The 23,581-nt window shown below is 40.6% G+C and carries 16 protein-coding genes; 13 read left to right on the forward strand and 3 right to left on the reverse strand.

What is annotated here, in order from left to right:
• Positions 1–44: 44 nt before the first annotated feature.
• Both ACE1AT_RS01500 and ACE1AT_RS01505 read right to left on the reverse strand, forming a co-directional pair.
• Positions 45–992 (reverse strand): DUF3365 domain-containing protein, encoded by a 948-nt coding sequence (locus tag ACE1AT_RS01500; protein ID WP_374865544.1) that lies wholly within the window; start codon positions 990–992, stop codon positions 45–47.
• A 148-nt stretch (positions 993–1,140) separates the two neighbouring features.
• Entirely contained in the window at positions 1,141–2,049 is a 909-nt protein-coding gene (locus ACE1AT_RS01505) for a DUF3365 domain-containing protein (RefSeq protein WP_374865545.1), read from the reverse strand.
• Between the two features lie 492 nt (positions 2,050–2,541).
• On the opposite strand from ACE1AT_RS01505, the gene ACE1AT_RS01510 reads away from it, so the two are divergent.
• Entirely contained in the window at positions 2,542–4,344 is a 1,803-nt protein-coding gene (locus tag ACE1AT_RS01510; protein WP_374865546.1) for a protein kinase, read from the forward strand.
• Between the two features lie 109 nt (positions 4,345–4,453).
• Positions 4,454–5,347, forward strand: a complete 894-nt coding sequence (locus ACE1AT_RS01515) for a hypothetical protein (RefSeq protein WP_374865547.1) — start codon at positions 4,454–4,456, stop codon at positions 5,345–5,347.
• A 160-nt stretch (positions 5,348–5,507) separates the two neighbouring features.
• Here ACE1AT_RS01515 and ACE1AT_RS01520 read toward each other — a convergent pair whose 3' ends face one another.
• Positions 5,508–6,239 carry a peptidoglycan-binding protein gene (locus ACE1AT_RS01520; RefSeq protein ID WP_374865548.1) on the reverse strand — a complete coding sequence of 244 codons (732 nt, stop codon included), beginning with the start codon at positions 6,237–6,239 and terminating at the stop codon, positions 5,508–5,510.
• Positions 6,240–6,561: 322 nt separating this feature from the next.
• On the opposite strand from ACE1AT_RS01520, the gene ACE1AT_RS01525 reads away from it, so the two are divergent.
• The 11 genes from ACE1AT_RS01525 (at position 6,562) to ACE1AT_RS01575 (ending at position 23,198) form a co-directional block, all read left to right on the forward strand.
• Complete coding sequence (locus tag ACE1AT_RS01525; protein ID WP_374865549.1) at positions 6,562–8,010, forward strand: hypothetical protein; 1,449 nt, start codon at positions 6,562–6,564, stop codon at positions 8,008–8,010.
• 172 nt (positions 8,011–8,182) lie between these two features.
• Entirely contained in the window at positions 8,183–8,644 is a 462-nt protein-coding gene (rimP, locus tag ACE1AT_RS01530) for a ribosome maturation factor RimP (protein WP_374865550.1), read from the forward strand.
• 191 nt (positions 8,645–8,835) lie between these two features.
• Entirely contained in the window at positions 8,836–10,194 is a 1,359-nt protein-coding gene (gene nusA, locus ACE1AT_RS01535; RefSeq protein ID WP_374865560.1) for a transcription termination factor NusA, read from the forward strand.
• Positions 10,195–10,354: 160 nt separating this feature from the next.
• A complete protein-coding gene (locus ACE1AT_RS01540; protein ID WP_374865551.1) occupies positions 10,355–10,618 on the forward strand; it encodes a YlxR family protein in 264 nt (87 codons plus the stop codon).
• 433 nt (positions 10,619–11,051) lie between these two features.
• The gene (gene infB / locus ACE1AT_RS01545) at positions 11,052–14,195 is read left to right on the forward strand and encodes a translation initiation factor IF-2 (RefSeq protein ID WP_374865552.1); all 3,144 of its coding nucleotides are present in this window, start codon (positions 11,052–11,054) and stop codon (positions 14,193–14,195) included.
• Positions 14,196–14,791: 596 nt separating this feature from the next.
• Positions 14,792–14,989 (forward strand): hypothetical protein, encoded by a 198-nt coding sequence (locus tag ACE1AT_RS01550; protein WP_374865553.1) that lies wholly within the window; start codon positions 14,792–14,794, stop codon positions 14,987–14,989.
• Between the two features lie 167 nt (positions 14,990–15,156).
• Positions 15,157–15,921 (forward strand): peptidylprolyl isomerase, encoded by a 765-nt coding sequence (locus ACE1AT_RS01555; protein ID WP_374865554.1) that lies wholly within the window; start codon positions 15,157–15,159, stop codon positions 15,919–15,921.
• 1,167 nt (positions 15,922–17,088) lie between these two features.
• Positions 17,089–20,199, forward strand: a complete 3,111-nt coding sequence (locus ACE1AT_RS01560; protein WP_374865555.1) for a peptidase domain-containing ABC transporter — start codon at positions 17,089–17,091, stop codon at positions 20,197–20,199.
• A gap of 143 nt (positions 20,200–20,342) precedes the next feature.
• Entirely contained in the window at positions 20,343–21,875 is a 1,533-nt protein-coding gene (locus tag ACE1AT_RS01565) for an HlyD family efflux transporter periplasmic adaptor subunit (RefSeq protein ID WP_374865556.1), read from the forward strand.
• Positions 21,876–21,914: 39 nt separating this feature from the next.
• Complete coding sequence (locus tag ACE1AT_RS01570; RefSeq protein ID WP_374865557.1) at positions 21,915–22,712, forward strand: peptidylprolyl isomerase; 798 nt, start codon at positions 21,915–21,917, stop codon at positions 22,710–22,712.
• A 312-nt stretch (positions 22,713–23,024) separates the two neighbouring features.
• Positions 23,025–23,198: a hypothetical protein gene (locus tag ACE1AT_RS01575; RefSeq protein ID WP_374865558.1), complete on the forward strand. Its 174-nt coding sequence runs from the start codon at positions 23,025–23,027 to the stop codon at positions 23,196–23,198.
• Positions 23,199–23,581 lie beyond the last annotated feature (383 nt).

Consider the following 23,581-nt stretch of genomic DNA (forward strand, 5'->3'; position numbering starts at 1 on the left):
TCGCCGGGTATTTTTGAAAATTACAATTCTAGTACTATTCACCGTTAAGGATAGTCACTACTTCCAGTACTTCCCATTCCTCCTGTACCATGTGTATTTCCAGGAGGACGTTTGAGCCGTTTCATCGCCATTTCTAAACTTAACTTCATGCGTTTAAAAGCTTTGGCGAGATTACCAATTTCATCATTAGACAACTGTTCAAACTCAACCTCCATATGTCCTGTGCTGACTTCTTCCGCTACACGAGTGATGCGTTTGAGAGGAAGAACAACTTGTCGATTCAAAAAGATGTTAACTAAGACAATTACGAGGACAAAAACAAGAGATACAAGTCCAACAATTAACACAGAAGATTGGTTTGCTTTTTGAATTACTCTGCTAGCTGGTACAGAAATAATTTGCGCGCCTATAATCTCACCCAATTGCCAGTTAAAACCGTTAGCTGTACCATAGCGATCGACCATACTTTTTGGTGCTTGGTCTGGCGTACTGTGGCATTCTAGGCATTTTGGAGCAGAAACAGCAAGTGGACGAGCAATGTAAAAAATATCTCCACCAGGAAGCGATCGAAATCCACTTGTTTCTTTTAAATTTTTGTTAGCCCGGAAACTATTAACAACTTGTGTCTCAAAGCTATCAGCCTTATCCCGCAAATTAGTAGGGTTTAAGGTTGGTTCTTTATAAAAGAAATCTCGATAATCTTGTTTTTGTCGCAAATTCTCAAAGACTTCCCTTGCTGAGTAACTAGGTATTGATTGCGGTAAAAACTCAGTTTCCAATTTATCAACAAGCTCTGGATTAACTTGATTGCTAGTGTACTGCCGAACAGCAATCATAGTTTCCATCAACATCAAAGCTGTAGAGGTAATTTCTTGTTTGGCATTTTGCCTTAAAACAGAAGATAAAGCCAAACCGCTCAAGCTTAAACCAAATGTCAGAATTACAAGTAATAAAATCGTAACTTTTTGTTTCAGTCGTAAGTTTTTTAGCATAACTTTAACCATTTAATATCATACTAGTTAAATTTTAACTTTATACAGTTCATGATTTCTGGCAAATAATTGTAGGTAGTTAATTATATTTGTTCGTCTCACCTCAATTGAGATATATAACATATTTTTTATCTTTTATTGATAAATATTAAATTTCTGTAGTTCCAGTATTTCTTTTCAGTCTTTTCATTGCCATTTCTAAACTTAACTTCATGCGTTTAAAAGCCTTAGCAAGATTGCCAATCTCATCATTAGTTATTTGTTTAAATTCAACATCCATATGTCCTGTGCTAACTTCTTCCGCTACACGAGTTAGACGCTTTAAAGGGCCAATAACTTGACGTTCTAAGAAAATATTGACTAAAAGAACAACACAAATAAAAACAGCAGAGACAATTAGAAGAATTACAAAAGAAGATTTATGTGCTTTTTCAATCACTTTGCTAGCTGGCAAAGAAATTATCTGTGCGCCAATAATACTATTCAACTGCCATCCAAATCCATTTTCTGCGCCATAACGCTCAATCATCGTTTTCGGTGCAACGTCAGGAGTACTGTGACACCTCAAGCAGGCTTGTTGAGTCAGCTTAAGTGGACGAGCGATATAGAAAATATCTCCACCAGGTAATGAACGAAAACCATTTAACTCTTTTAAATCTTTTTCATCAGTAAAACGCTTGATAATATCTGATTCAAAAGAATCAGCTTTATCCCTTAAACTTGTAGGATTGAGTGCTGCTTCTTTATAAAAAAAGTCTTTATATTCTGGTTTTTTTCGCAAAATTTCAAACACTTCTCTAGCTGAATAAGCAGATACTGTTTGTGGCAAAAATTTCGTTTCCAATTTATCAACTAGTTCCGGCGTGACTTGAGAAACTGTGTATTCACGCAAAGCAGTAATCGTTTCAATGAGTGACAAAGCATTGTTAGCAATTTCTTGTTTAGCATTTTGCCTGAGTAACGACGATAGACTCAACCCACTCAAGCCCAAACCAAACACAAGAATAAGAATTAGTAAGATTGTAAATTTTTGTCTCAACTTCAGATTTTTTAGCATTGTGGTTATATCTCGATCTCAGCAGGAATGATAAAAACTACATTATCAGCTTCCTGCTTTCCAGATATAAAGTATGTTTTTTATTAATAAAAACGCAATCGAAAAATCAACATTATGTCCTACACCCCAAAACACAAAAATTACGCAAGATAAATATTAATAATTTTAATGAGTAGCTATAGTAATCTGGTTTAGTTTATGAAGTTATTAGTTGAGGCTCTTAACAGAGAACGGGAAATAGGGAATAGGGAATAGGGAATAGGGAACAGAAAGTGTACTGAGTTCTATTCAAAAATCAAATAGGAGTCCGATATCATAAATTGTGTACACTAGGATGAATAAAAATATGACTCTTCCTACACCCCTATACCCTTACACCCCCACACGCCTTTTTCAAATTTGATTTTGGATGACTTCCCTATGGAATATGAAGACTTGTACCATTAAGGAATTATCGGTCAAAATAAATAGCAGATTTAGCAATTATTACTAATGGTTTGGAATCCAGGACAACGGTTATTTGGGGGACGATATATCATCCAAAGAAAACTAGGTGAGGGGGGAATTGGTATTACCTACCTCGCCACCAACGAACATGGAGAACTGCGGGTTATTAAAACATTAAAAGAAGAAATCTTCAATAACCCCGCCTGGAAACCGCACCGAGACAAGTTGAGGCTTGACTTTCGGGATGAAGCTGTGAGATTGGCTGTGTGTCGCCATCCACATATAGTCCAAATAGAAAATATCTTCGATGAAGCAAATATGCCTTGTATGGTGATGGAGTACATCGAAGGCGAAGATATGGGTAAGCGCTTACAGCGACTGGGAATACTACCAGAAGCAGAAGCACTGCTTTACATACGCCAAGTGGGCGCTGCTGTAACCATTATTCACCGCAAAGGCTTGCTACACCGGGACATAAAGCCGCGCAATATTATGCTTCGCAACGATAAATTAGAAGCTGTTTTGATTGATTTTGGTATTGCCAGAGAATTTATTCCCAACGTTGTACAAAAGCATACAGTCTACCGTACTCCTGGTTTTGCCCCCCCCGAACAATACGAATTGGAAGCACCACGGGGAGAATACATTGATGTTTATGGTTTAGCAGCTACCTTATATAGTTTGGTGACTGGGATCATACCAACCAGTGCGGAGGAGAGACGGCGCAACATTTCTCTAAGACCACCACTGTACTACAATCCCAATCTCAGCCACAAGGTAAATCTAGCAATTCTGCGTGGTATGGAATTGCAATCCAAGCAGCGTCCTCAAAGCGTACAAGACTGGTTAAATCTACTAGATAGTGAGTTTGAGGAAGATTCTTCTGTACCCCCCACACAAATTATCACTCCAAATACTCACACTCAAACTACTACTTTATTGAGTCAAGGGGAATGGGAGTGTGTAAATACTCTCAAAGGCCATGCCAGCATGGTACAAACTGTAGCAATTAGTCGTGACGGTCAGCTTTTAGCAAGTGGTAGTAGTGACACGACGATCAAACTCTGGCAATTGGAGAGTGGTAAGTTACTGCGTAGTCTTGGTCGTTGGTTTTCTGGTCATTCCAGTATGGTTAGTAGTGTTAGCTTCAGCCCAGATGGAGAAATTCTTGCTAGTGCGGGCTGGGATGAGACAATTAAATTGTGGTTAATTAGTTCTGGCAAAGCAATTCGTACTCTTAGGAGTCACAGCAATGGCGTGAATTCTGTCAGCTTTAGCCCGAATGGACAAATGCTGGTTAGTGGCAGTGCTGATTGTAAGATTAAACTATGGCAAGTGAGTACAGGTAGAGAAATTCGGACTTTTGTTGGCCATACTGATACTGTTTGGTCTGTTGCTTGGAGTCCGAATCGAGAAGTGATTGCCAGTGGTAGTGCTGATTACACAGTCAAACTGTGGTACATAAATACAGGTCAAGAAATTCGCACTTTGAGGGGACATTCATTTTTTGTGAATGCGATCGCCTTCAGTCCAGATGGAGAAATGATCGCCAGTGGCAGCGCAGACTCTACTATCAAACTATGGCTAGTAAGTACAGGTCAAGAAATTTGCACCCTCACAGGGCATTCTAACTCGGTATGGTCACTTGCCTTTAGTCCTGATGGACAGTGGTTAGCAAGTGGTAGTTGGGACAAAACCATCAAGATTTGGCATGTCAGTACAGGTAAAGAAATTTGCAGCCTGACTGGTCATTTGAACTATATCCGATCTGTCACCTATAGTCCGAGTGGACAAACTCTGGTAAGTGGTAGTGATGACGATACCATCAAAATTTGGCGGTGTAGGTAAGGGGAATCCCCGATCCCCAATGCACTTTTGTTTCTTCAGATAGAACTGCCAATTCTCAAAAATTGGGACAATAATGACGGCAAACCGTTATTTTTAAAGATTAAAATCTATGAGTTTTGGTATTGGTGATTTATTCTTGATATTTCTGCTTTTTTCGTCTTTTCAACCGATTTGGCAAAAACGTCAGATTGAGTATCGACGCTTCCGCGCCCTTCAAGAATTTCAACAGCAAGGCAAAAGTAGAGTAATTCTTCTTATTCACCGCCAAGAGTCTATTAGTTTACTGGGAATTCCGCTATCACGCTACATAACTATCGAAGACTCAGAACAGATTCTGCGGGCAATTCGTCTCACTCCGCCAGATGTGCCAATCGACTTAATTTTACATACTCCTGGTGGTTTGGTTTTAGCTACTGAACAAATTGCCAGAGCATTAATTCGTCATCCCTCTAAAGTTACAGTTTTTGTACCCCACTATGCCATGAGTGGCGGTACTATGCTTGCCCTAGCTGCTGACGAAATTGTTATGGATGCCAATGCTGTTTTAGGGCCTGTTGATCCCCAACTTGGTAATTTCCCAGCGGCAAGTATTTTAAAAATTGTAGAGGATAAACCCATCAGTGAAATTGAGGATCAAACACTGATTATGGCTGATATGTCGCGTAAAGCGATGCAGCAGGTACAGCGCTTTGTGCGGACTCTACTAAAAGACAATATACCTAAGCAAAAAGTTAAGTCAGAAGATATTGAAAACATAGTCGAAGCCTTAACAACAGGGCGCGTTACTCATGACTATCCGATTACGGTTGAAGAAGCAACAGAGATGGGGCTGCCCGTTACAGTCGGACTGCCCCGTATAGTTTACGACCTGATGGAGTTGTATCCGCAACCTCAAGGCGGACGCCCAACGGTACAGTACATCCCCATGCCTTATGATGACCGTCGTCCCATCCTACCGGTTCCCAAGGGTAGACCGTTAGAAGAACCTAATCAAATGCGTTAGTACTTAGAATTTATTGGGGATAGGGCATTGGGCATGAATCAGTTAACAGTTAACAGTTAACAGTTAACAGTTTAATTTGATCACTGATCACTGATCACTGAGAAGTTGTTTCCCTTGTCTCCCTTGTCCCCAATCCTCGATCCCCGATCCTTTGTCTAGTCTAAGGTGTGGGTGATGGTGTTGTTGGTGTTGGTGTTGTTGTTGGTGTGGCTGTAGATTTTGGTGTGGGTGATGGGGTTGTTGTTGGTGTTGGTGTTGTTGTTGGTGTTGTTGTTGGTGTTGGCGTTGTTGTTGGTGTTGGTGTTGTCGTGGGTGTTGCTGTCGATGTTGGCGTGGGTGATGGGGTTGTTGTTGGCGTGGGTGATGGGGTTGGCGATGGTGGTGTAGATGATGGTGCTACTGATGGATTTTGAAGTATTTTCTTAGCATCTTTGTCAAGTCTCTGCCGCAATGCCAAGTCAGCAATTCCTGTTTGGGGAAGCTGTAGCTTTTTTTGATAAGCTTTGACTGCGGATTGGGTTTGAGGCCCGTAAAATGAGTTTTTAGGTAGAGGAGGATTTGGCTTAGTTACCAGATTCAAATTTGCCTGTAAAATTTTGACAATATTTGCTGCATAAGCTTGAGTTTTTGGCCCAGCTATGCTATCTGCTGGTTGTAATCTATAACCCTTTTGAAATTCTTGAATTGCTTTTTTTGTTTCTGCATCTGTTAGGGGTGCGTTTGATATCGTAACTTTATAACCTAATCCTTGCAGTACGCTACGAAATTGCTGTGGAGTATAGATTTGCTGCCGTACAGTTGTTGGTGTTTGTGCGATCGCTACACTTGTTGCCGCAGTTACTATACAAACGGTAGCTACACTAAAGCTTGATTTTCCAAATTCACACCACATAATTCAAACTCCTTTCAATGAAGCCGGGAAAATATTGATGTTACCAGAACTAACAGATGCATTTTAAGTTTATATAAATACTTTGGCTGAAATATTAATGATTTTTGATTAAAACTAGTTAGATTCAGTTTCAAATTAGAAGATTTGGTATAAAAAATTTTACAAAGTGATTCTTAAAGAGTATTTATACTTATTGAAAATGATAGATAAAGAAGTCTAAAACAACATAAATTATAGTTGTTTGTTGCTAGTTGATAGTTGCTTTCTGCTAACTTAATTGTTTATCATCACCCACGAAGTACTGATAATTTTTATAGCTATAATGTCTGATTCCAAATCTCTAAAAAATAACAAACTCTGGTTTGAACGAGTCATGGCAATAATTGCCACTATCAATTTATGCTTAGTCTTATTTAATTTAAGTTATATTTCTTGGCGTGATAGGTACTTACAGTTTACACCGCGAATTGTGATTGCCTATGACCCACTCAAAGGTATTGAACCTCATAGAGAAACAGAAAAATATCTCAACACAATTGATGCACTGAAAAATCAGATCAATAAAACAGGTTTACAGTCGCCGGAGGTAGAAAAAAAGCTAGCTGATTTACGCCGTCTGAGTGTTGAAATGATAGTCAATAATCCTTTTGCATCAGCTAATAAAAGTGGCACATTGGAAAAAATAAAAAATCAAATGCGTGTTCACCTCAAGCAAGACTCTGCCAAAACAGCCTTTGAGATTTTTTGGAGTCAGGAGTATTTATTGCAAAATGGCTGGACAAAAGAACTTATGTTTTTTAACCAGCAAGTAAGACCTTTAATTGCTACGAATTACTACCGAAGGATTGGAGAAAATGGTGATTATATTGATTATTTCTGGCTAATTGATTTACCTTTTGTCTGTATATTTGCTGTCGAATTACTCATTCGTAGTTTTTATATTAAACGCCGCTATCAAAGTTTCAGTTGGTTAAATGCGATTTTGTGGCGCTGGTATGACTTATTTTTACTAATACCATTTTGGCGCTGGTTACGAGTCATACCTGTGATTATTCGTCTTGATCAAGCAGAAATCTTAAATTTGCAACCGATTAGACAGCAAATTCATTTAGGGATTGTATCAAATTTTGCCGAGGATCTTACTGAGATAGTTGTAGTGAGAGTGATTAACCAGGTACAAGGTTCTATTCACAGGGGCGAATTATTTAGTTGGTTTTTGCAAAAAGAGAAGTTGCGTCCTTATATCGACATCAATAATGTCAATGAAGTGGAAGCGATCGCTGCTATCTTGGTACAAACTATCGTCTACCAAGTTCTGCCTAAAATTCAACCAGAACTAGTGGCAATTTTGCATCACAACCTAGAAGGTGCGTTAAATAATTCTCCTGTCTACCGCAACCTGCAAAACTTACCCGGAGTGGCAAAAATACAAACACAGTTGGGTGAACAATTGGCAACCCAAATCACCACCAATTTATACAATGCTCTAGTTAGTACCGTGGAAGATCCTGTTGCAGCAAAACTCTTTAGTCAATTATTACAACGCTTCGGTGAAGCTTTAGGAGAGCAAATACAACAAAAACACGTACTTTTAGAACTACAAGTTCTGCTCGTAGATTTTCTAGAGGAAATCAAGCTGAATTATGTTGAACGCTTATCACAAGAGGATTTTAAGAAAATTTTGGAGCAAACTACACGGCTCAAAAGCAGGCAGGAGAATAAAATGAAACCGACAGGTGTGAGGAGTGAAAGAGTGGCTAATAACAATTGACAATTTACAATTGACTCTTGACTAAGATAAATATTTCTTGCTTCTCGCCCTGAAAAAAATACGCTACACTCAGAGAGAGGCGAATCAATTTTGATTCGTCTAAAGACTTCTTGGAAGATATCCCTATCGCAGGAAGTGGGTAAGTACCCACTTTTTTTGTTGGAATTGTCGCATGACTCATCCTTTAGTCCCACAAATTATTGATTTAGCCGTACCAGTAGCAGAAGAACTGGAATTAGAGATTGTTGGAGTTGTTTTTCACACAAACCAACGTCCACCAGTTTTGCGGGTAGACATTCGCAACCCACACCAAGACACTGGGTTAGATGATTGTGAACGGATGAGCCGCGCTTTAGAAGCAACTCTAGATGCGGCAGAAGTCATTCCAGATACCTACGTTTTGGAAGTATCCAGTCCTGGGATTTCCCGACAATTAACAACAGACAGAGAATTTAATTCCTTCAAAGGATTTCCCGTCATAGTTTCCACTTTCCCGCCCTATGAGGAACAACAAGAGTGGGCTGGCCAATTAATTCGGCGGGATGAAACATCTGTTTACTTAAATCAAAAAGGTCGGGCGATCGCAATTCCCCTCACTCAGATTACTAAAGTACAGTTGGATGAACGCCGATAAGAGAAGGGGAAAGGGATTGGTGATTGGGGATTGGTAATCGGGTATCGGGAAAAGACAAGGGAGAGGGGAGACAAGGAAGAGACTTCTTCAATCATTCTTCCTTCTCCCCTTAGTTCTACTTGTCCCCCCAATCCCCAGTCCCTAGTCCCCAGTCCCTAATCCCTCATTATTTAAGGAGATTGCTTATGTCAATGGTTAGTTTACCTGGTTTAAAAGAGTTAATAGAAAGTATAAGTAGAGAGCGTAATTTACCTCGCGTCGCGGTGCAATCAGCCATTCGAGAGGCATTATTAAAAGGTTACGAACGTTATCGTCGTGCTCAAAATTTAGACAAAAAACAATTTGATGAAGATTATTTTGAAAACTTTGATGTCCAATTAGACGTAGAAGAAGAAGGTTTTCGCGTCGTTGCTACCAAAACTATAGTTGAACAAGTCAGCAACACTGACCATGAAATTGCCTTACAACAGGTTCAAGACATGGGAGGTGAAGAAGCACAATTGGGTCAAGAAGTAGTACTAGATGTTACCCCAGATCAAGGTGAATTTGGGCGGATGGCAGCAATGCAAACCAAGCAAGTCTTGGCGCAAAAACTGCGGGATCAACAACGGCAATTAATTCAAGAAGAGTTTCAAGATTTAGAAGGAACAGTTCTACAAGCCAGAGTTTTGCGGTTTGAGCGTCAGTCAGTGATCTTGGCTGTGAGCAGTGGTTTTGGTCAGCCTGAAGTAGAAGCAGAATTGCCCAAACGTGAACAACTACCTAATGACAATTATCGGATTGGTGCGACATTCAAAGTCTATTTAAAAAAAGTTTCTCAAGGTCAACAACGTGGACCACAGCTATTAGTATCTAGGGCCGACGCTGGTTTAGTAGTTTACTTATTTGCCAACGAAGTCCCGGAAATTGAAGATGAAGTCGTACGCATCGTAGCAGTGGCCAGGGAAGCTAACCCCCCATCCCGTCATGTCGGACCTCGGACTAAAATTGCTGTAGATACCCTAGATCGGGATGTTGACCCGGTAGGTGCTTGTATTGGCGCACGGGGATCACGGATTCAAGTAGTAGTCAACGAGTTGCGAGGTGAAAAAATCGATGTCATTCGCTGGTCCCCAGACCCTGCTACCTACATTGCTAATGCTTTGAGTCCAGCACGAGTAGACGAAGTGCGGCTCATGGACCCAGAAACCAGACAAACTCATGTCTTGGTGGCAGAAGATCAACTCAGTTTAGCAATTGGAAAAGAAGGACAAAACGTCCGCTTGGCAGCTCGTCTAACTGGCTGGAAAATAGATATCAAAGACAAAGCTAAGTATGATCATGCAGCAGAAGATACTAAATTTGCTGCTGCCAGGGCGAAATATGCCGCAGAACTGAACGAAATGGAGGAGGAAGAATTAGACGAAGAGGAATTTGAAGACGAAAATCAACCACAGTTAAAAGATGAGTTCAACAATAACATCGAAGAGGATATTGAAGACGACATTGAAGAGGACGAGGACATTGACGACGAACTCGAAGACGAACTTTACGATCGCGATCAAGAATAGTTAAAACATTAACTAGCCCTTATATTTAAGGTGTGCATCAAAATATCGATGAAACAAAACATATATATTTGGTATTGGGTAATAGGTAACAGGTAAATAGGTAATGACAGTATTATTTTGTCTTGACTTATACTTCCTGTCTCCTGCCTGATTCTAGATTATGAAACCAAACTATCGACGTTGTATTAGCTGTCGCAAAGTGGGTCTAAAAAATGAGTTTTGGCGGATTGTCCGCGTCTTTTCTTCTGGACAGGTACAATTAGATGAGGGCATGGGGCGTTCTGCCTACATTTGCCCTAATATGAGTTGTCTAAGTGCAGCTCAGAAAAAAAACAGGTTAGGGCGATCGCTACATGCATCAGTGCCAGAAACACTGTATCAGACATTGTGGCAGCGTTTAGCCCAAAGCAATCTCCAAAATTAAATCGAGCTTAATCGCTTTGGCGGTAATTACCTGAAAGAATTATGTCGATAGCCGTACCTAAAGGCTATTGCTACATCTTCAGCTAGGCTCGAATTTAGTGCCAAAATAGTAGTAGGGTGTCTGGCAAATCGCTCTTCAATATCCAAAAGGGGCGAGACAACACTCCAAACAAGACTTACGCTTAATGTGTTGTGGAAGACTCAGAATCAGCAAAACAAAAACAAAAAAAATTGCAATCTGGTAGCGCCCACGCGCAGTCCGGCGTCAACCATCGTTTTAGGTGGCGATGCCAGCCTTAAACCGATACATCTCTCTTTCCTGATTGGAGGCACCGGCAACAAAACGGCAACCTAAAAACAGTAATCAAAGGGTGGAGATGTCGCTTTTGTCTGGCATCCATCCGCTAAAGCTGTAAATTAAAGGGGAAGAGTGGATGAACAACGGCAAAGTTAGAATCTACGAATTATCAAAGGAATTGAATTTGGATAACAAAGAGCTATTAGCAATTTGCGACCAGCTCAATATTGCGGTCAAAAGTCATAGCAGCACGATCACAGAATCCGAAGCAGAACGCATTCGTTCTCAAGCGGAAAAACTGGCGGCTACGCACCAGATGCCAAAAAAAGAGCATCATGGTGCAATTAGCCATAAGCCCAATACAACACAAATACCATCTCGCCATCGACCAGCTGCATCCCAAAAACAAGAATTGTTAGAAATTCGCAAACCACAACCACCTAAAAATCACTCTGGCAACGCCCTTGAGGCGTCAGCTGCTACCAATACTGAAATTGCTTCTTCTGAAGTTAACCCGCTCTCACCCCCCAGACCCTTCGCCACACCAGTCTCATCCATGAAGCCGACGGCACCTATTCGACCTATTTCCCGAAATCAGTCTGAGGTAATGCCAGAAACTGCTGTGACCAACGCAGATAAAACGCCTAAGCCCAACAACCAGCCCCCAGAAAAAATGGCAGCGGAAAAACCAGAACCAACTTCCCCTGCACCAAGCAAATCAAAACCAGAAAGACCCCAAAAACCACAACTGGTTGCACCACCCGCAAGACCTGCTGCGGACAAATCAGAATCAACGCCCCAGGCTCATCAAGCAGAGAAACCGATCCTCAAGCGCGATCGCGATCAGACTCGTGAGCCAATTAAGGGTAAGGGTAAACCACAGCCTGCTACCACCAATGCAGAAGCGAAAGAGACTACCCAACAGCCACCTAGACCTGCCCGCCCAGTTGCAGGACGAGCCTCAGCGGAGCAAAAAGGTAATAGAGGTGTCTCTGTCGTCGGAGATTCTCCAAGACCCAAGCCTCCAACACGCCCAATACCAGCAGCAGTAGGACCACAAAAACCGGGGCTAGGAGCACCAGTAAAATCACAGGTCGTACAAGACGTAGCAGAAACGACAGAAGAGGAAGACACTCCCGAAATCGTCGAACTCAAGCGTCCTACACCCCCACGTCAACCGAAAGTTGGTAAAAAGTGGCAAGAAGAAGAAATTGACGAAGTCAAAGAAGCTAACAAGGCTAAAGTCGGCGCTAAAGGTAAACGCGCCAAGCCTATTGTTGATGAAGAAGACTTTGAAGATGACTTCCTCGATGATGAAGATGCAGAGCTAGCTGCTGCTGCTGTTGCGATTAGTAATGCGATCGTACGTCCGCCCAAACCGAAGACGGGCAAACCAGCACAAACTGCTGCGGTTGCAGCCGCTCCTAAACCAACCAAAAAAACTGCGACTGCGGCAGTTCGTGACCAACAACGTCGCCCACAGGAGCAAAAGCGCGATCGCCCTGAAATCCTAATTGTCACAGGCACAATGACTGTCCAAGAGTTGGCTGATGCCTTGGTGGTTGCTGACACAGAAATTGTGAAGATTCTGTTCCTCAAAGGTATGGCGGTGAGTATTACTCAAAGTCTGGATATTCCCACAATTACTTTAATCGCCAATGAACTAGGTACACAAGTCGAAATCCAGGAACCAGAAGCTGAAGCCCGTAAAGTCACAGAAATGATCGACGTGGCAGATCTAGAACACCTGCACCGACGCCCACCAGTAGTGACAATTATGGGTCACGTAGACCACGGTAAAACTACCTTGCTCGATTCAATTCGCAATACCAAGGTAGCTGCTGGCGAAGCAGGTGGTATTACACAACATATCGGTGCTTACCACGTAGACGTAGAACATGGCGGCAAAGTCCAGCAAGTAGTATTTTTAGATACACCTGGTCACGAAGCCTTTACAGCCATGCGGGCGCGAGGAGCAAGGGTTACAGACATTGCCATTTTGGTTGTAGCAGCTGATGATGGTGTCCGTCCCCAAACGATTGAAGCCATTAGCCACGCCAAAGCCGCAGAAGTGCCTATCGTTGTCGCAATTAACAAAATCGACAAAGAAGGCGCTCAACCAGACCGAGTTAAGCAAGAGTTAACTAATTATGGTCTGACTCCAGAGGAATGGGGCGGTGAAACAATCATTGTTCCTGTGAGTGCAATCAAAGGCGAAAATCTCGATACCTTACTTGAGATGATCCTGTTGGTCGCAGAAGTAGAAGAACTGTCTGCTAACCCAGATCGTCCTGCGAAAGGAACCGTGATTGAAGCTCACTTAGACAAAGCCAAAGGTGCTGTTGCAACTCTACTTGTACAGAATGGTACATTGCGAGTAGGTGATATCCTCGTGGCTGGCTCGGTGTTTGGTAAAGTCCGGGCGATGATCGATGACCGAGCTAGAAAGGTTGAAGCCGCAACTCCTTCTTTTGCTGTTGAGGTACTTGGTTTAAGTGATGTGCCAGCAGCAGGAGATGAGTTTGAAGTCTTCCACATCGAAAAAGAAGCACGGGCGCTCGCTGGCGATCGCGCAGAAAAACAGCGTCAATCCCGTCTCATGCAAGGTCGTGTCACTCTGGCTGCGATCTCCGCTCAGGCTCAAGAAGGCGAGTTGAAAGAACTCAACTTGATCCTCAAGGGAGATGTCCAAGGCTCAGTAGAGGCAATTGTGGGATCACTCAAGCAAATTCCACAAAACGAAGTCCAAATCCGCTTACTGTTAGCTTCTGCGGGAGAAATTACCCAGACCGATATTGATCTAGCAGCTGCTAGTGGAGCCGTGATCATTGGCTTTAACACCACTTACGCCAGTGGTGCTAGACAAGCTGCTGATGAAGCTGGCGTAGATGTACGAGAATACAACATCATCTACAAACTCCTAGAAGACATCCAAGGTGCTTTGGAAGGTCTATTAGAGCCAGAGTTAGTAGAAGAACCCCTCGGTCAAGCAGAAGTACGTGCTGTCTTCCCTGTTGGTCGCGGAGCCGTTGCAGGTTGTTATGTTCAATCTGGCAAACTGGTTCGCAACTGCAAGCTGCGAGTACGCCGTGGTAGTAAAGTTGTCTACGAAGGTATTCTAGATTCGCTCAAGCGCATGAAAGAAGATACTCGCGAGGTCAACACAGGGTTTGAGTGCGGTGTCGGCGTTGATAAATATAGTGACTGGGCGGAAGGCGACATCATTGAAGCCTACCAAATGGTGACTAAGCGTCGTACCCTCTCGGCTGCGGCGAGATAAAACTGTGGCTGGCAAGAGAAGAAGTGGACACTTCGTATCTAGGCTAAACACCGGACATGGAAAGTTTTCTGTAAACTCTCCATGTCAACCCATATCTAGCAAATCTCTCTCTGGCTTGATCAGCTTTCGGCAAGCCAGAATTATAATTTAATTAATTCTGTCACAAAATTATTTTTATTAGATTTATAAAGTTTTATTTTTAGCTGGCGCTGTTGGCTAAGATTATGATTGATTTAAATTAAACGCTGTTGTAATTACTATTTACTCTCATAGTAGTCAATTTTTCTAATTCTGTAGCTTTATACTGTGAAGCGTTAAGACTCATGAAAACCTATTTAGCTGCTTTAACTAAAATAATTTTTCTCAGCCAATTACCGTAAGCATAGCATCGCTTTTAGTCACAAATGAAACAGAATTTACTGCCATAGAAGTATTAGCTTTAATAACAGGTTTGGCAAAGTTTCACAATTGCGGGGGTGCAGTCGATTTAGATATAAGATTGGTTCTGTTTATCCCTATTTTCAACAATAGGTGTACAAAATCAAGGATATGTGGATAAGTCTACCAATTAAGCTAAAACTAAGGACAAAAAACTTATGGCACCAATTCAAACTTCTAGCGATCGCCATTTTTCTGATGAAACTCAAATTTGGCATCATTTAAAGAGTGCGATCGCAGCTAGTTCTGGTTTCCAGCGCTGGTTGTTGGAACGCGATACTCAATTCCAAAAACTCAGCCTTGAACAACAGGTACAGCGCTATTTACGAGAAACTTTAGAAAATTTAGCTTACTAAAATACGCTCGCTGCTTGTGGTTTCCTTTGATAGCACAATTGTCTGTTGTTATTCTCCTTCCAACTCAAGATATGCTTTTACTCCAAAAACCCTTTGGAGTAAAATGTGTATTTATATACAAAACGCTCCTATGTAGTAAGTAGCCGTCATGAGGTGCGTACACTAAGATGAAAGACATTTCCCAAATAGATATAACTTCTGGGGAGATTATCAACTACCTCAAAAGTGAAATGACTTTGAGGCAAATATGTCAAAAAATCTTATATCAAAGAATTATAGACAATGTAGCCAAAGAAAACGGCATAATTGTTACTACAGAAGAAATTGAAATAGAAGCAGATCGTCAACGTCGTGAACAGCATTTAGAAAAAGCTGTTGATACCTTGACATGGTTAGCAGAGCAATTTATTAATCCCTATGATTGGGAGATCGGAATTCGCAATCAACTGCTAGCGCAAAAAGTAGCACAGACACTCTTTGGTAAAGAGGTAAAAAAGTTTTTTAACCAAAATCGACACGAATTTGAGCAAGTTATTCTTTATCAAATGATAGTGACATCCGAAAAGCTTGCTCAAGAAATTTATTACCAAATTGAAGAGGGCGAAATTAGTTTCTATGATGCGGCTCACATTTATGACATTGATGATAACCGTAGATATAAATGTGGCTATGAAGGAAGAATTTATCGTTGGGCTATCCAAGCAAATATAGGTGAGCTTGTTTTTAGTACTCCTCCTAAACAATTAATTGGCCCATTAAAAAGTGAACAAGGCTATCATCTTCTTATAGTTGAAGAGTTTATTATAGCAGAATTAACATCTCAAAGGCATGAAGAAATTCTCAATAATATGTTTCAACAATGGCTGAATAGTGAAGTGCAGTATTTGCTAAATTCGGATGGAATTGAGATAGATATACTCCAGATACATTAGAGATACAAAAAAGATACAAATTAGATGCAACAATGCATTTAAAAAAATATATTTTTTGGATACATTAATTAAAAAACATAGCCATACAAACACTGAAAATCAAGAGTTAACATCTCATAAAAAGACGTAAAACCTAATAAATCTCTGTCATGATGATGATTAAGCGGACAAAAAAAGAAGAAAATGTTACAAATCATGAATAAAACAAAGTTTAATTATTAAAAACAATGTTTTTTAACTCATAACATCTTTTATTGTCTATTTTTAAATCAATAAAATCGATAGTCATGCACAAAAAGTATTCTTGAAGAGTTCATAAAGAGATCATGCAACAGTAAGCAAATCTTGTAAATTTAAGCAAAATATCTTGAAAAAGTTTTGAGTTCTATACAGAATAACTGTAGTACATGAGTTAATGCTTCTCTGTTAGGGTAAAAAGAGAAATAGTTTAGAAAACTCATAGTTTTGGGCAACATTAATTTTTGAGAAAGTTTGTGTGTTCGGTTTTACTAAAAACTAAAAAGGATTATTTATGAGCCAATTCAGTCTTTTGATAGATTACTAAAAAAGTAGTAAAACACAAAAATAGGGATTGCAATGGTCTGATGATGATTATTTTAATAATCAATTTTTGACCAAATATCAGGGTAATTATCTTTCTAAATAGTGATAGCGCTTAGATACCCATTATTCCTAGAACACCGATTCAGTAATCGGAATCATGATGAAAAAACCAGGTTTCATTGGTTTACAACAAGGAATGTTTGGTTGTAAAAGACGTTAAAACAGGCTTTATCAGTCTTGTGTTTTATTAATGAATCGGTGTTCTAGACAAGAGATAGGCTCTGATGATAATTGTGTAAGCCTCGATGCAGATGCATATTTGTCAAGATTGCTTGTTGCTGCCATAAATCATGTGCCATTTATAGAATATTAATTTACAAATAGCTAATGATAAATGGTCTGAATAATCAAACTGGTCATAATTTCATTTCGGCTTGATTCAAATATAATTTAAGCTTTGCATTATCGTATAAAGTAAGCTGATATCTTGCACTAAGCAACTAGAAGTTGCACGCCAGGGCTAAGTGCAAAATCTGAGCTAACTCTTTTGTGTCGCTATGAAGATTTGACCAAAATAATTTTAAAAACAGCTGCGGCGGATTCGTGTATTTGATTCCTGGAGGTGAGCGGGTGTTATCTGTGTTTTCTGAGCAAGAACTAGTGGCTCAACAACTCACTGTGACTTTCGGTGAGACGCTCTCAAAAAAGGAATTAGAGGATTGTTTGGCGGCGGTGGAAATTCTAGAACCACCACCGACACAGCAGTTTTGGCAAGCTACAGAAACTCAAGCAGGAATTTATATTGTCATTGCAGGCAAAGTTCGACTGCTAGATAGCTGTGATAACTTGATTGCGACTCTGACAAAAGGGGGGACATTTGGTGAAATCACTCTGTTTCCTACAGCAGAATTCCAGCCATATGCAGCCAGAGCTTCTCATCGCTTAAAACTTTGCTATCTCAAAGGTGAGGTAATGCAGAGATTGATGCATAACTCTGCTCAAATCCGCACTCGCCTTTACCAAAAAGCAGAAATTTGGGATCTGTTGCTTGGTTATAGCCAAAACTCATCACAACTTCCGATATCTGTGCCAGAAATGTTCAAAGTTTTATCTCTATGTGAACGGCACAGTCTAGAAATTGCTTCTCTACCCATGGAGCTATGCCAAGATCAGCAACTATGGCTACTTTATCGAGGAGAACTGCTTCATGCTGAAGGTCAAAAGCTAAATCAGGGAGATATTTGTGTTCCGAAGACGCAAACTCACTGGCAGGCAGTTGTACCTACAATCATCTACAATCTCAAACGTTCTCATTGGCAAACAGCATTGCAATACTGGCCACAACTAAAGAATATTGATGGTTTTGATTCAACACAAATTGCCATTGATGAGAGGGAAACACCGCCGGTAAATAAACCCGAACGTCACAGAAACATTATTCCTTTTCCCGTACCAGAAACATCTACAAAACAGCCACAACAGCTAAAACAACTAAAGCCAGAGCGAACAAAATTACGCCCTTATTTTCCCAGCCCCAAAGTGCAGATGGGGCATTGGTGGGGACGCCTGACCCGTCGTTATCCCTTTTATGCTCAACAAAGTGCTTCTGACTGTGGTGCTGCTTGCTTGGTAATGATTGGTAGCTATTGGGGTAAGCACTTTAGTGTTAATCGTCTACGGGATATGACCAACGTCAGCCGTAGTGGGGCATCTCTACGGGCTATTGCTACAACTGCCGAAAGCCTTGGTTTCGTTACCCGACCTGTGAAAGCCAGTTTTGATAAATTGGCAGAACAACCTTTACCTGCAATTATTCATTGGGAAGGTAAGCACTTTATCGTTGTCTATGAAATAACTAAAAAGCATGTGATTGTGGGTGATCCTGCGATCGGTCAACGCACTCTCACCTTCAAGGAATTTGAAAAGGGTTGGACTGGTTATGCATTGTTGCTGCAACCCACAGCCCTACTTAAAGATGCCCAAGACAAAACTACTAGCCTTTGGAAGTTTTTTGAGTTAGTCAAACCTCACCATAAGGTACTGCTAGAAATCTTCTTTGCCTCAGTCTTAATTCAGTTATTTGGATTGGTAACACCTGTTTTCACCCAGTTACTATTAGACCGGGTGTTAGTACAACGCAGTTTTACCACCTTAAATGCTATTGCTTTGGGGATGATCATTTTTGGTTTGTTCCGGGTGATCATGAACGGAGTACGGCAATACTTACTGGACCACACTGCCAACCGCGTTAGTGTTGCTTTATTAGTAGGGTTTATCAAACATACCTTCCGTTTACCCCTTTCATATTTTGAGTCCCGTTATGTTGGGGACATCGTCTCCCGTGTCCAAGAAAACGAAAAGATTCAGCGCTTTCTGACTGGACAGACACTGTCTATCTTGCTGGATTTGCTGACATTGGTGATTTATCTAGGCATGATGTTCTGGTATAGCTGGCGTATGGCGTTGTTTGTATTGTTCACTGTACCGCCATTTTTTATCTTGGCGCTGGCTAGCACTAGTATTTTACGCCGCATCTCTAGAGAGATTTTTAATGCTGGGGCAGAAGAAAACAGCTATCTCATCGAGTCCTTGACAGGAATTCGTACTGTTCGTTCATTGTCTATAGAACAGACAGTGCGCTGGCATTGGGAAGAACTACTGAATAAATTGATTAAAAAAGGCTTTAATGCTCAGATCATCAGCAACCGTCTCACTGTAATTACTGGTGTAATTGAAACCTTCGTGAATACCTCCTTACTCTGGTATGGAGCATCGTTAGTTATTAACCAAGAACTCACAATTGGTCAGTTGGTTGCTTTCAACATGTTAGTGGGTAATGTGATCAGTCCTTTTCAAAGGCTGTCACTGCTATGGAATCAATTACAGGAAATAGTCATTTCCACTGAACGTATCAATGATGTTTTAGAAGCAGAACCAGAAGAAGACTTACAACATAAACTTCGTAAAGCTTTGGGTAGTCTTCGTGGTCATATTCGTTTTCAGAATGTTACCTTTCGCTACCACCCAGAAAATGATACCAACGTCTTAGAAAATATCAACTTTGAAATCCAGCCAGAGCAAATGGTAGCTGTGGTTGGACGCAGTGGTTCTGGGAAAACCACACTCAGCAAATTGATTTTGGGTTTATATCCACCGAGTGATGGCAAAGTATTCATTGATGGTCAAGATGTCAATCATATTTCCTTGCGATCGCTCCGTTCTCAAGTTGGTGTAGTAGACCAAGATTCCTTCCTTTTTGGTGGTACTATTCGCGAAAACATTGCCATAGCTCATCCAGATGCTTCTTTGGAAGAAATTACCCAAGCAGCACACATGGCGGGAGCAGATGAATTTATCCAGCAACTACCATTAGGTTACGAAACCCAAATCGGTGAAGGTGGGGGAATGCTCTCTGGTGGACAACGCCAACGCCTAGCGATCGCCCGTGCTTTACTAGGAAATCCTCGCTTGTTGCTTTTGGATGAAGCCACCAGTCATCTAGATTCTGAATCAGAACGCATTATTCAAAACAATCTCAAAACCATTCTCAAAGAACGCACAAGTGTGATCATTGCTCATCGTCTTTCTACTGTCCGCAATGCTGACTTAATTCTGGTTCTAGATCGTGGCTTATTGGTAGAAAGCGGAACTCATAACGAACTCATCGCTAAAAAAGGTCACTACTACTACCTGAATCAACAACAGTTATCTTAAACAAATTGGTTGTTGTTGTTGGTCATTAGTCAATGGTCAAGCGTCAATAGTTAGTTTTCTCTTTTCTCCATTGTCTCCCTTGTCTCCATTGTCCTCCTTGTCCTCCTTGTCCCCCGTTTCCCCTTATCCATGAGCAAGGAACTATGCCACATCCACATGCGAACTCTTCATCTGCACTGGTCAATAAACCAGATGAGAAGCAAAGCTATCCACAGACTCAGGAATTTACTCAGGTTAAGGAAGAGGTTAAAGATTGGCATTATGCCACTGAAGAGTTACTAGATGCCTTACCGAGAGTTTGGACTCGTAGTGTTCTGTATGCACTTATAGGTTTTACAGTTCTTGCCATACCTTGGTCAGTGCTTACCAAGGTAGATGAGACTGGTAACGCCAGAGGACGTATAGAACCTAAAGGTTCAACCCAGAAACTAGATGCACTGTCCAGCGGCAGTGTGAAGGCTGTTCAAGTCAAGGAAGGTGACACTGTCAAAGCTGGACAAGTTCTGCTGGAACTTGAATCTGATATTTTGCAAACGGAACTCCAGCAAGCTCAAGAAAAACTCACTGGATTGCTCAATCAGCGATCGCAATATTATCTACTCACAAACCAACTCCAGTTGACGCTTGGTGTTCAAGAACAACAAAACAAATCTCAAGCATTAGAAAAAATATCCCAAGTCAACCAGGCAAAACAAGAACTGGATGCCAAACAGAGTACCTACAACTTACAAAAGTTAGAAAAACAGGCATTACTTAACCAAGCACAGCAACAAATTAATACGAGTCGTAATGACCTGAAATCGGCTGAAGAGCGTTTGAAGCTAGATTCCAGAATAGTTAATCGCTATAGTCAATTGTTACAGGATGGTGCGGTATCGGTAACGCAAATTGACCAACTCAAAAAAGAGCAACAGCAAAGCAAGCAAATCTATGAAAAGGCTCAATCTGATGTTAAACAAGCTCAATTGCGTTTAGCAGAAGAACAGAGTCGTTATCAAGCAACAGTCAATCAGTTAGAGTCTGATATTGAGAAAGCAAAACTGCAATTACAAGCCGAGCAGAGCAATTATCAAAGCTTATTACAAGCTGGTAAATTGGCGATTCTCAAAAATCGGCAACAAATCAAAGACTTCCAAACACAAATCACTGGCTTAGAATCTCAAATTGCTCAAATCAAAAGCCAAATGGCATCTATAAAGCTTCAGTTACAGCAACGAATAGTGCGATCGCCTGTTAATGGTGTAGTTTTTGAGTTTCCAGTCACCAAGCCAGGAGCAGTAGTACAACTTGGTCAAAGAGTAGCCCAAATTGCACCCCAGAATACGCCTTTCATCCTCAAAGCCCAAATGCCTAGTCAACAAAGTGGCTTCTTGAAGGTAGGAATGCCAGTCAAAATCAAGTTTGATGCTTATCCTTTTCAACAGTATGGCATCGCCCAAGGCAAAGTTATTTGGATATCTCCCGACTCGAAAGCTAGTCAAACACCCCAAGGTAAACAAGAAAGCTTTGATTTAGACATCGCTTTGGATCAGCAGTATCTGCAAAATGGCAACCAACGTATTCTATTGAATCCTGGTCAGACAGCAACCGCAGAAGTTGTTATTCGTCAACGACGGGTGATTGACTTTGTTTTAGATCCATTCCAGCGGCTGCAAAAAGATGGTTTGAAGCTTTAGGTCTTTCCAAAAAATAAGATTACTCAGAGGGATTGCATCATGGCTAAAAATCTTACTGTGACTTCTTCAGACATCATTCGCAACATCAAACTTTCTTGCCACATTCCTGTGATTGTGGAGGCGATCGCATCTGAAAAAATCATTGCTGAAGCAGCTAAAGAAGCTGGTATTCACATCGAGAAAGCAGAACTTCAAGAAGAAGGAGACAAGCTGCGCTTGGAGAAGAAACTCATCAAAGCAAAAGATACTTGGGAATGGCTCAAAAAACATCATCTTTCTTTAGATGAGTTTGAAGAATTAATCTACAATCAAGTCCTCTCTAAGAAGTTGGCAGATTATTTATTTGCAGATCATGTCGAAAAGTTCTTTTACCAAAATCAACTTGAGTATCTAGCTGCTGTTACCTACGAAGTCATCCTTGAGGACAGAGATTTAGCTTTGGAATTGTTTTATGAAATAGAAGAAGGTGAAATCAGTTTTTCAGAAATCGCCCGCCAATATATCCAAGTACCAGAATTACGTCGTGCTGGTGGATATCAAGGAATTCGACGCCGCCAAGAGTTTCGTCCAGAAATTGCAGCTGCGGTATTTGCGGCAACACCACCTCAAATTTTGAAACCAATAACAACTACTAAAGGAGTGTATTTAATTTGGGTTGAAGAAATCATTCAACCCAAATTAGACGAGGAGTTATCCCAACAAATAATTTTTGAATTGTTCTCTGATTGGTTAAAAAAACAAATTGAAAGCATGGAAATAGTGTTCAATTTAGACACAGATATCAATTTGCAATCACAAAACGAAGTGCTGAAACAAGATTATTCGACTACTAGTTAACATTAAACAATCATGTGTGAGACAAATTAAAACAAAATTAAATAAAATCTTCAAACAATATATATTTTCTAGACGATAAATCTTGGATTTTTCGTCCATTTATTGTTGTGATTTTTCTGGAAAATTCTCATATAAAAATTTTATTCATCTTAAACAAATAACAAGAGTTTGATTAATTATTTTTATTTTAAAGTATCAATAAAAAGAGTTGTTTTTCCTAAATTTAAGATAAGATAAAAATGTAAGCAATAAAAAACGAATTTGTTGCTTATGCAAGAGCAAGGAATGATTAATTAATTCCCAGGAGAAACCATGTTTATCTCTGATTTGAATCACATCGAAGCCGTTGAATCTAATCAAGTAATTGGCGGCGGTTATGGCTGGTACGACAAATACGACGACGATGACTATGGTAAGAAGAAAAAGTTCAAGAATGTTGCGGTTGCTATTGCTGTAGCTGGCGATCGTAAGTACTACGATGACTAAGGTTATTAAAAATGTCATCAATCAATTTTTGATTGGTTACTAACTGGATGCTTGAAAAGTTAAACTTGGCGATGTTTGCAATTGCAAGTCAGGTCTTGTAACAAAGGGCTTTGGGAAAATACGATTTTCCCTTAGTCTCCCTGGTTGAACATACGATGCGAACCATTCAAACCTCGTTACTAGGTTCAATCTGGTAACGAGAATAATCGTCTTTGGTTATTGCTAAACCTCGTCCATCTTGAAAAGAGGAGTTTTTCAAAAAGGACATTATGTAGGTTGGGTGGAACGGAGTGTAACCCAACATTAACCAGACTATAATGTTGGGTTTCGCTGTCGCTACACCCAACCTATAAAACTACAGTTCTCAAAGTAGACTTGGTTTA

It is taken from the genome of Pelatocladus sp. BLCC-F211, assembly GCF_041928655.1.
Lineage (GTDB): Bacteria > Cyanobacteriota > Cyanobacteriia > Cyanobacteriales > Nostocaceae > Pelatocladus.

Coding starts and splice junctions, on each gene's coding strand:
- ACE1AT_RS01500 (WP_374865544.1), bottom strand. CDS start 992: ATGCTAAAAAACTTACGACTGAAACAAAAAGTTACGATTTTATTACTT.
- ACE1AT_RS01505 (WP_374865545.1), bottom strand. CDS start 2,049: ATGCTAAAAAATCTGAAGTTGAGACAAAAATTTACAATCTTACTAATT.
- ACE1AT_RS01510 (WP_374865546.1), top strand. CDS start 2,542: ATGGTTTGGAATCCAGGACAACGGTTATTTGGGGGACGATATATCATC.
- ACE1AT_RS01515 (WP_374865547.1), top strand. CDS start 4,454: ATGAGTTTTGGTATTGGTGATTTATTCTTGATATTTCTGCTTTTTTCG.
- ACE1AT_RS01520 (WP_374865548.1), bottom strand. CDS start 6,239: ATGTGGTGTGAATTTGGAAAATCAAGCTTTAGTGTAGCTACCGTTTGT.
- ACE1AT_RS01525 (WP_374865549.1), top strand. CDS start 6,562: ATGTCTGATTCCAAATCTCTAAAAAATAACAAACTCTGGTTTGAACGA.
- rimP (WP_374865550.1), top strand. CDS start 8,183: ATGACTCATCCTTTAGTCCCACAAATTATTGATTTAGCCGTACCAGTA.
- nusA (WP_374865560.1), top strand. CDS start 8,836: ATGGTTAGTTTACCTGGTTTAAAAGAGTTAATAGAAAGTATAAGTAGA.
- ACE1AT_RS01540 (WP_374865551.1), top strand. CDS start 10,355: ATGAAACCAAACTATCGACGTTGTATTAGCTGTCGCAAAGTGGGTCTA.
- infB (WP_374865552.1), top strand. CDS start 11,052: ATGAACAACGGCAAAGTTAGAATCTACGAATTATCAAAGGAATTGAAT.
- ACE1AT_RS01550 (WP_374865553.1), top strand. CDS start 14,792: ATGGCACCAATTCAAACTTCTAGCGATCGCCATTTTTCTGATGAAACT.
- ACE1AT_RS01555 (WP_374865554.1), top strand. CDS start 15,157: ATGAAAGACATTTCCCAAATAGATATAACTTCTGGGGAGATTATCAAC.
- ACE1AT_RS01565 (WP_374865556.1), top strand. CDS start 20,343: ATGCCACATCCACATGCGAACTCTTCATCTGCACTGGTCAATAAACCA.
- ACE1AT_RS01570 (WP_374865557.1), top strand. CDS start 21,915: ATGGCTAAAAATCTTACTGTGACTTCTTCAGACATCATTCGCAACATC.
- ACE1AT_RS01575 (WP_374865558.1), top strand. CDS start 23,025: ATGTTTATCTCTGATTTGAATCACATCGAAGCCGTTGAATCTAATCAA.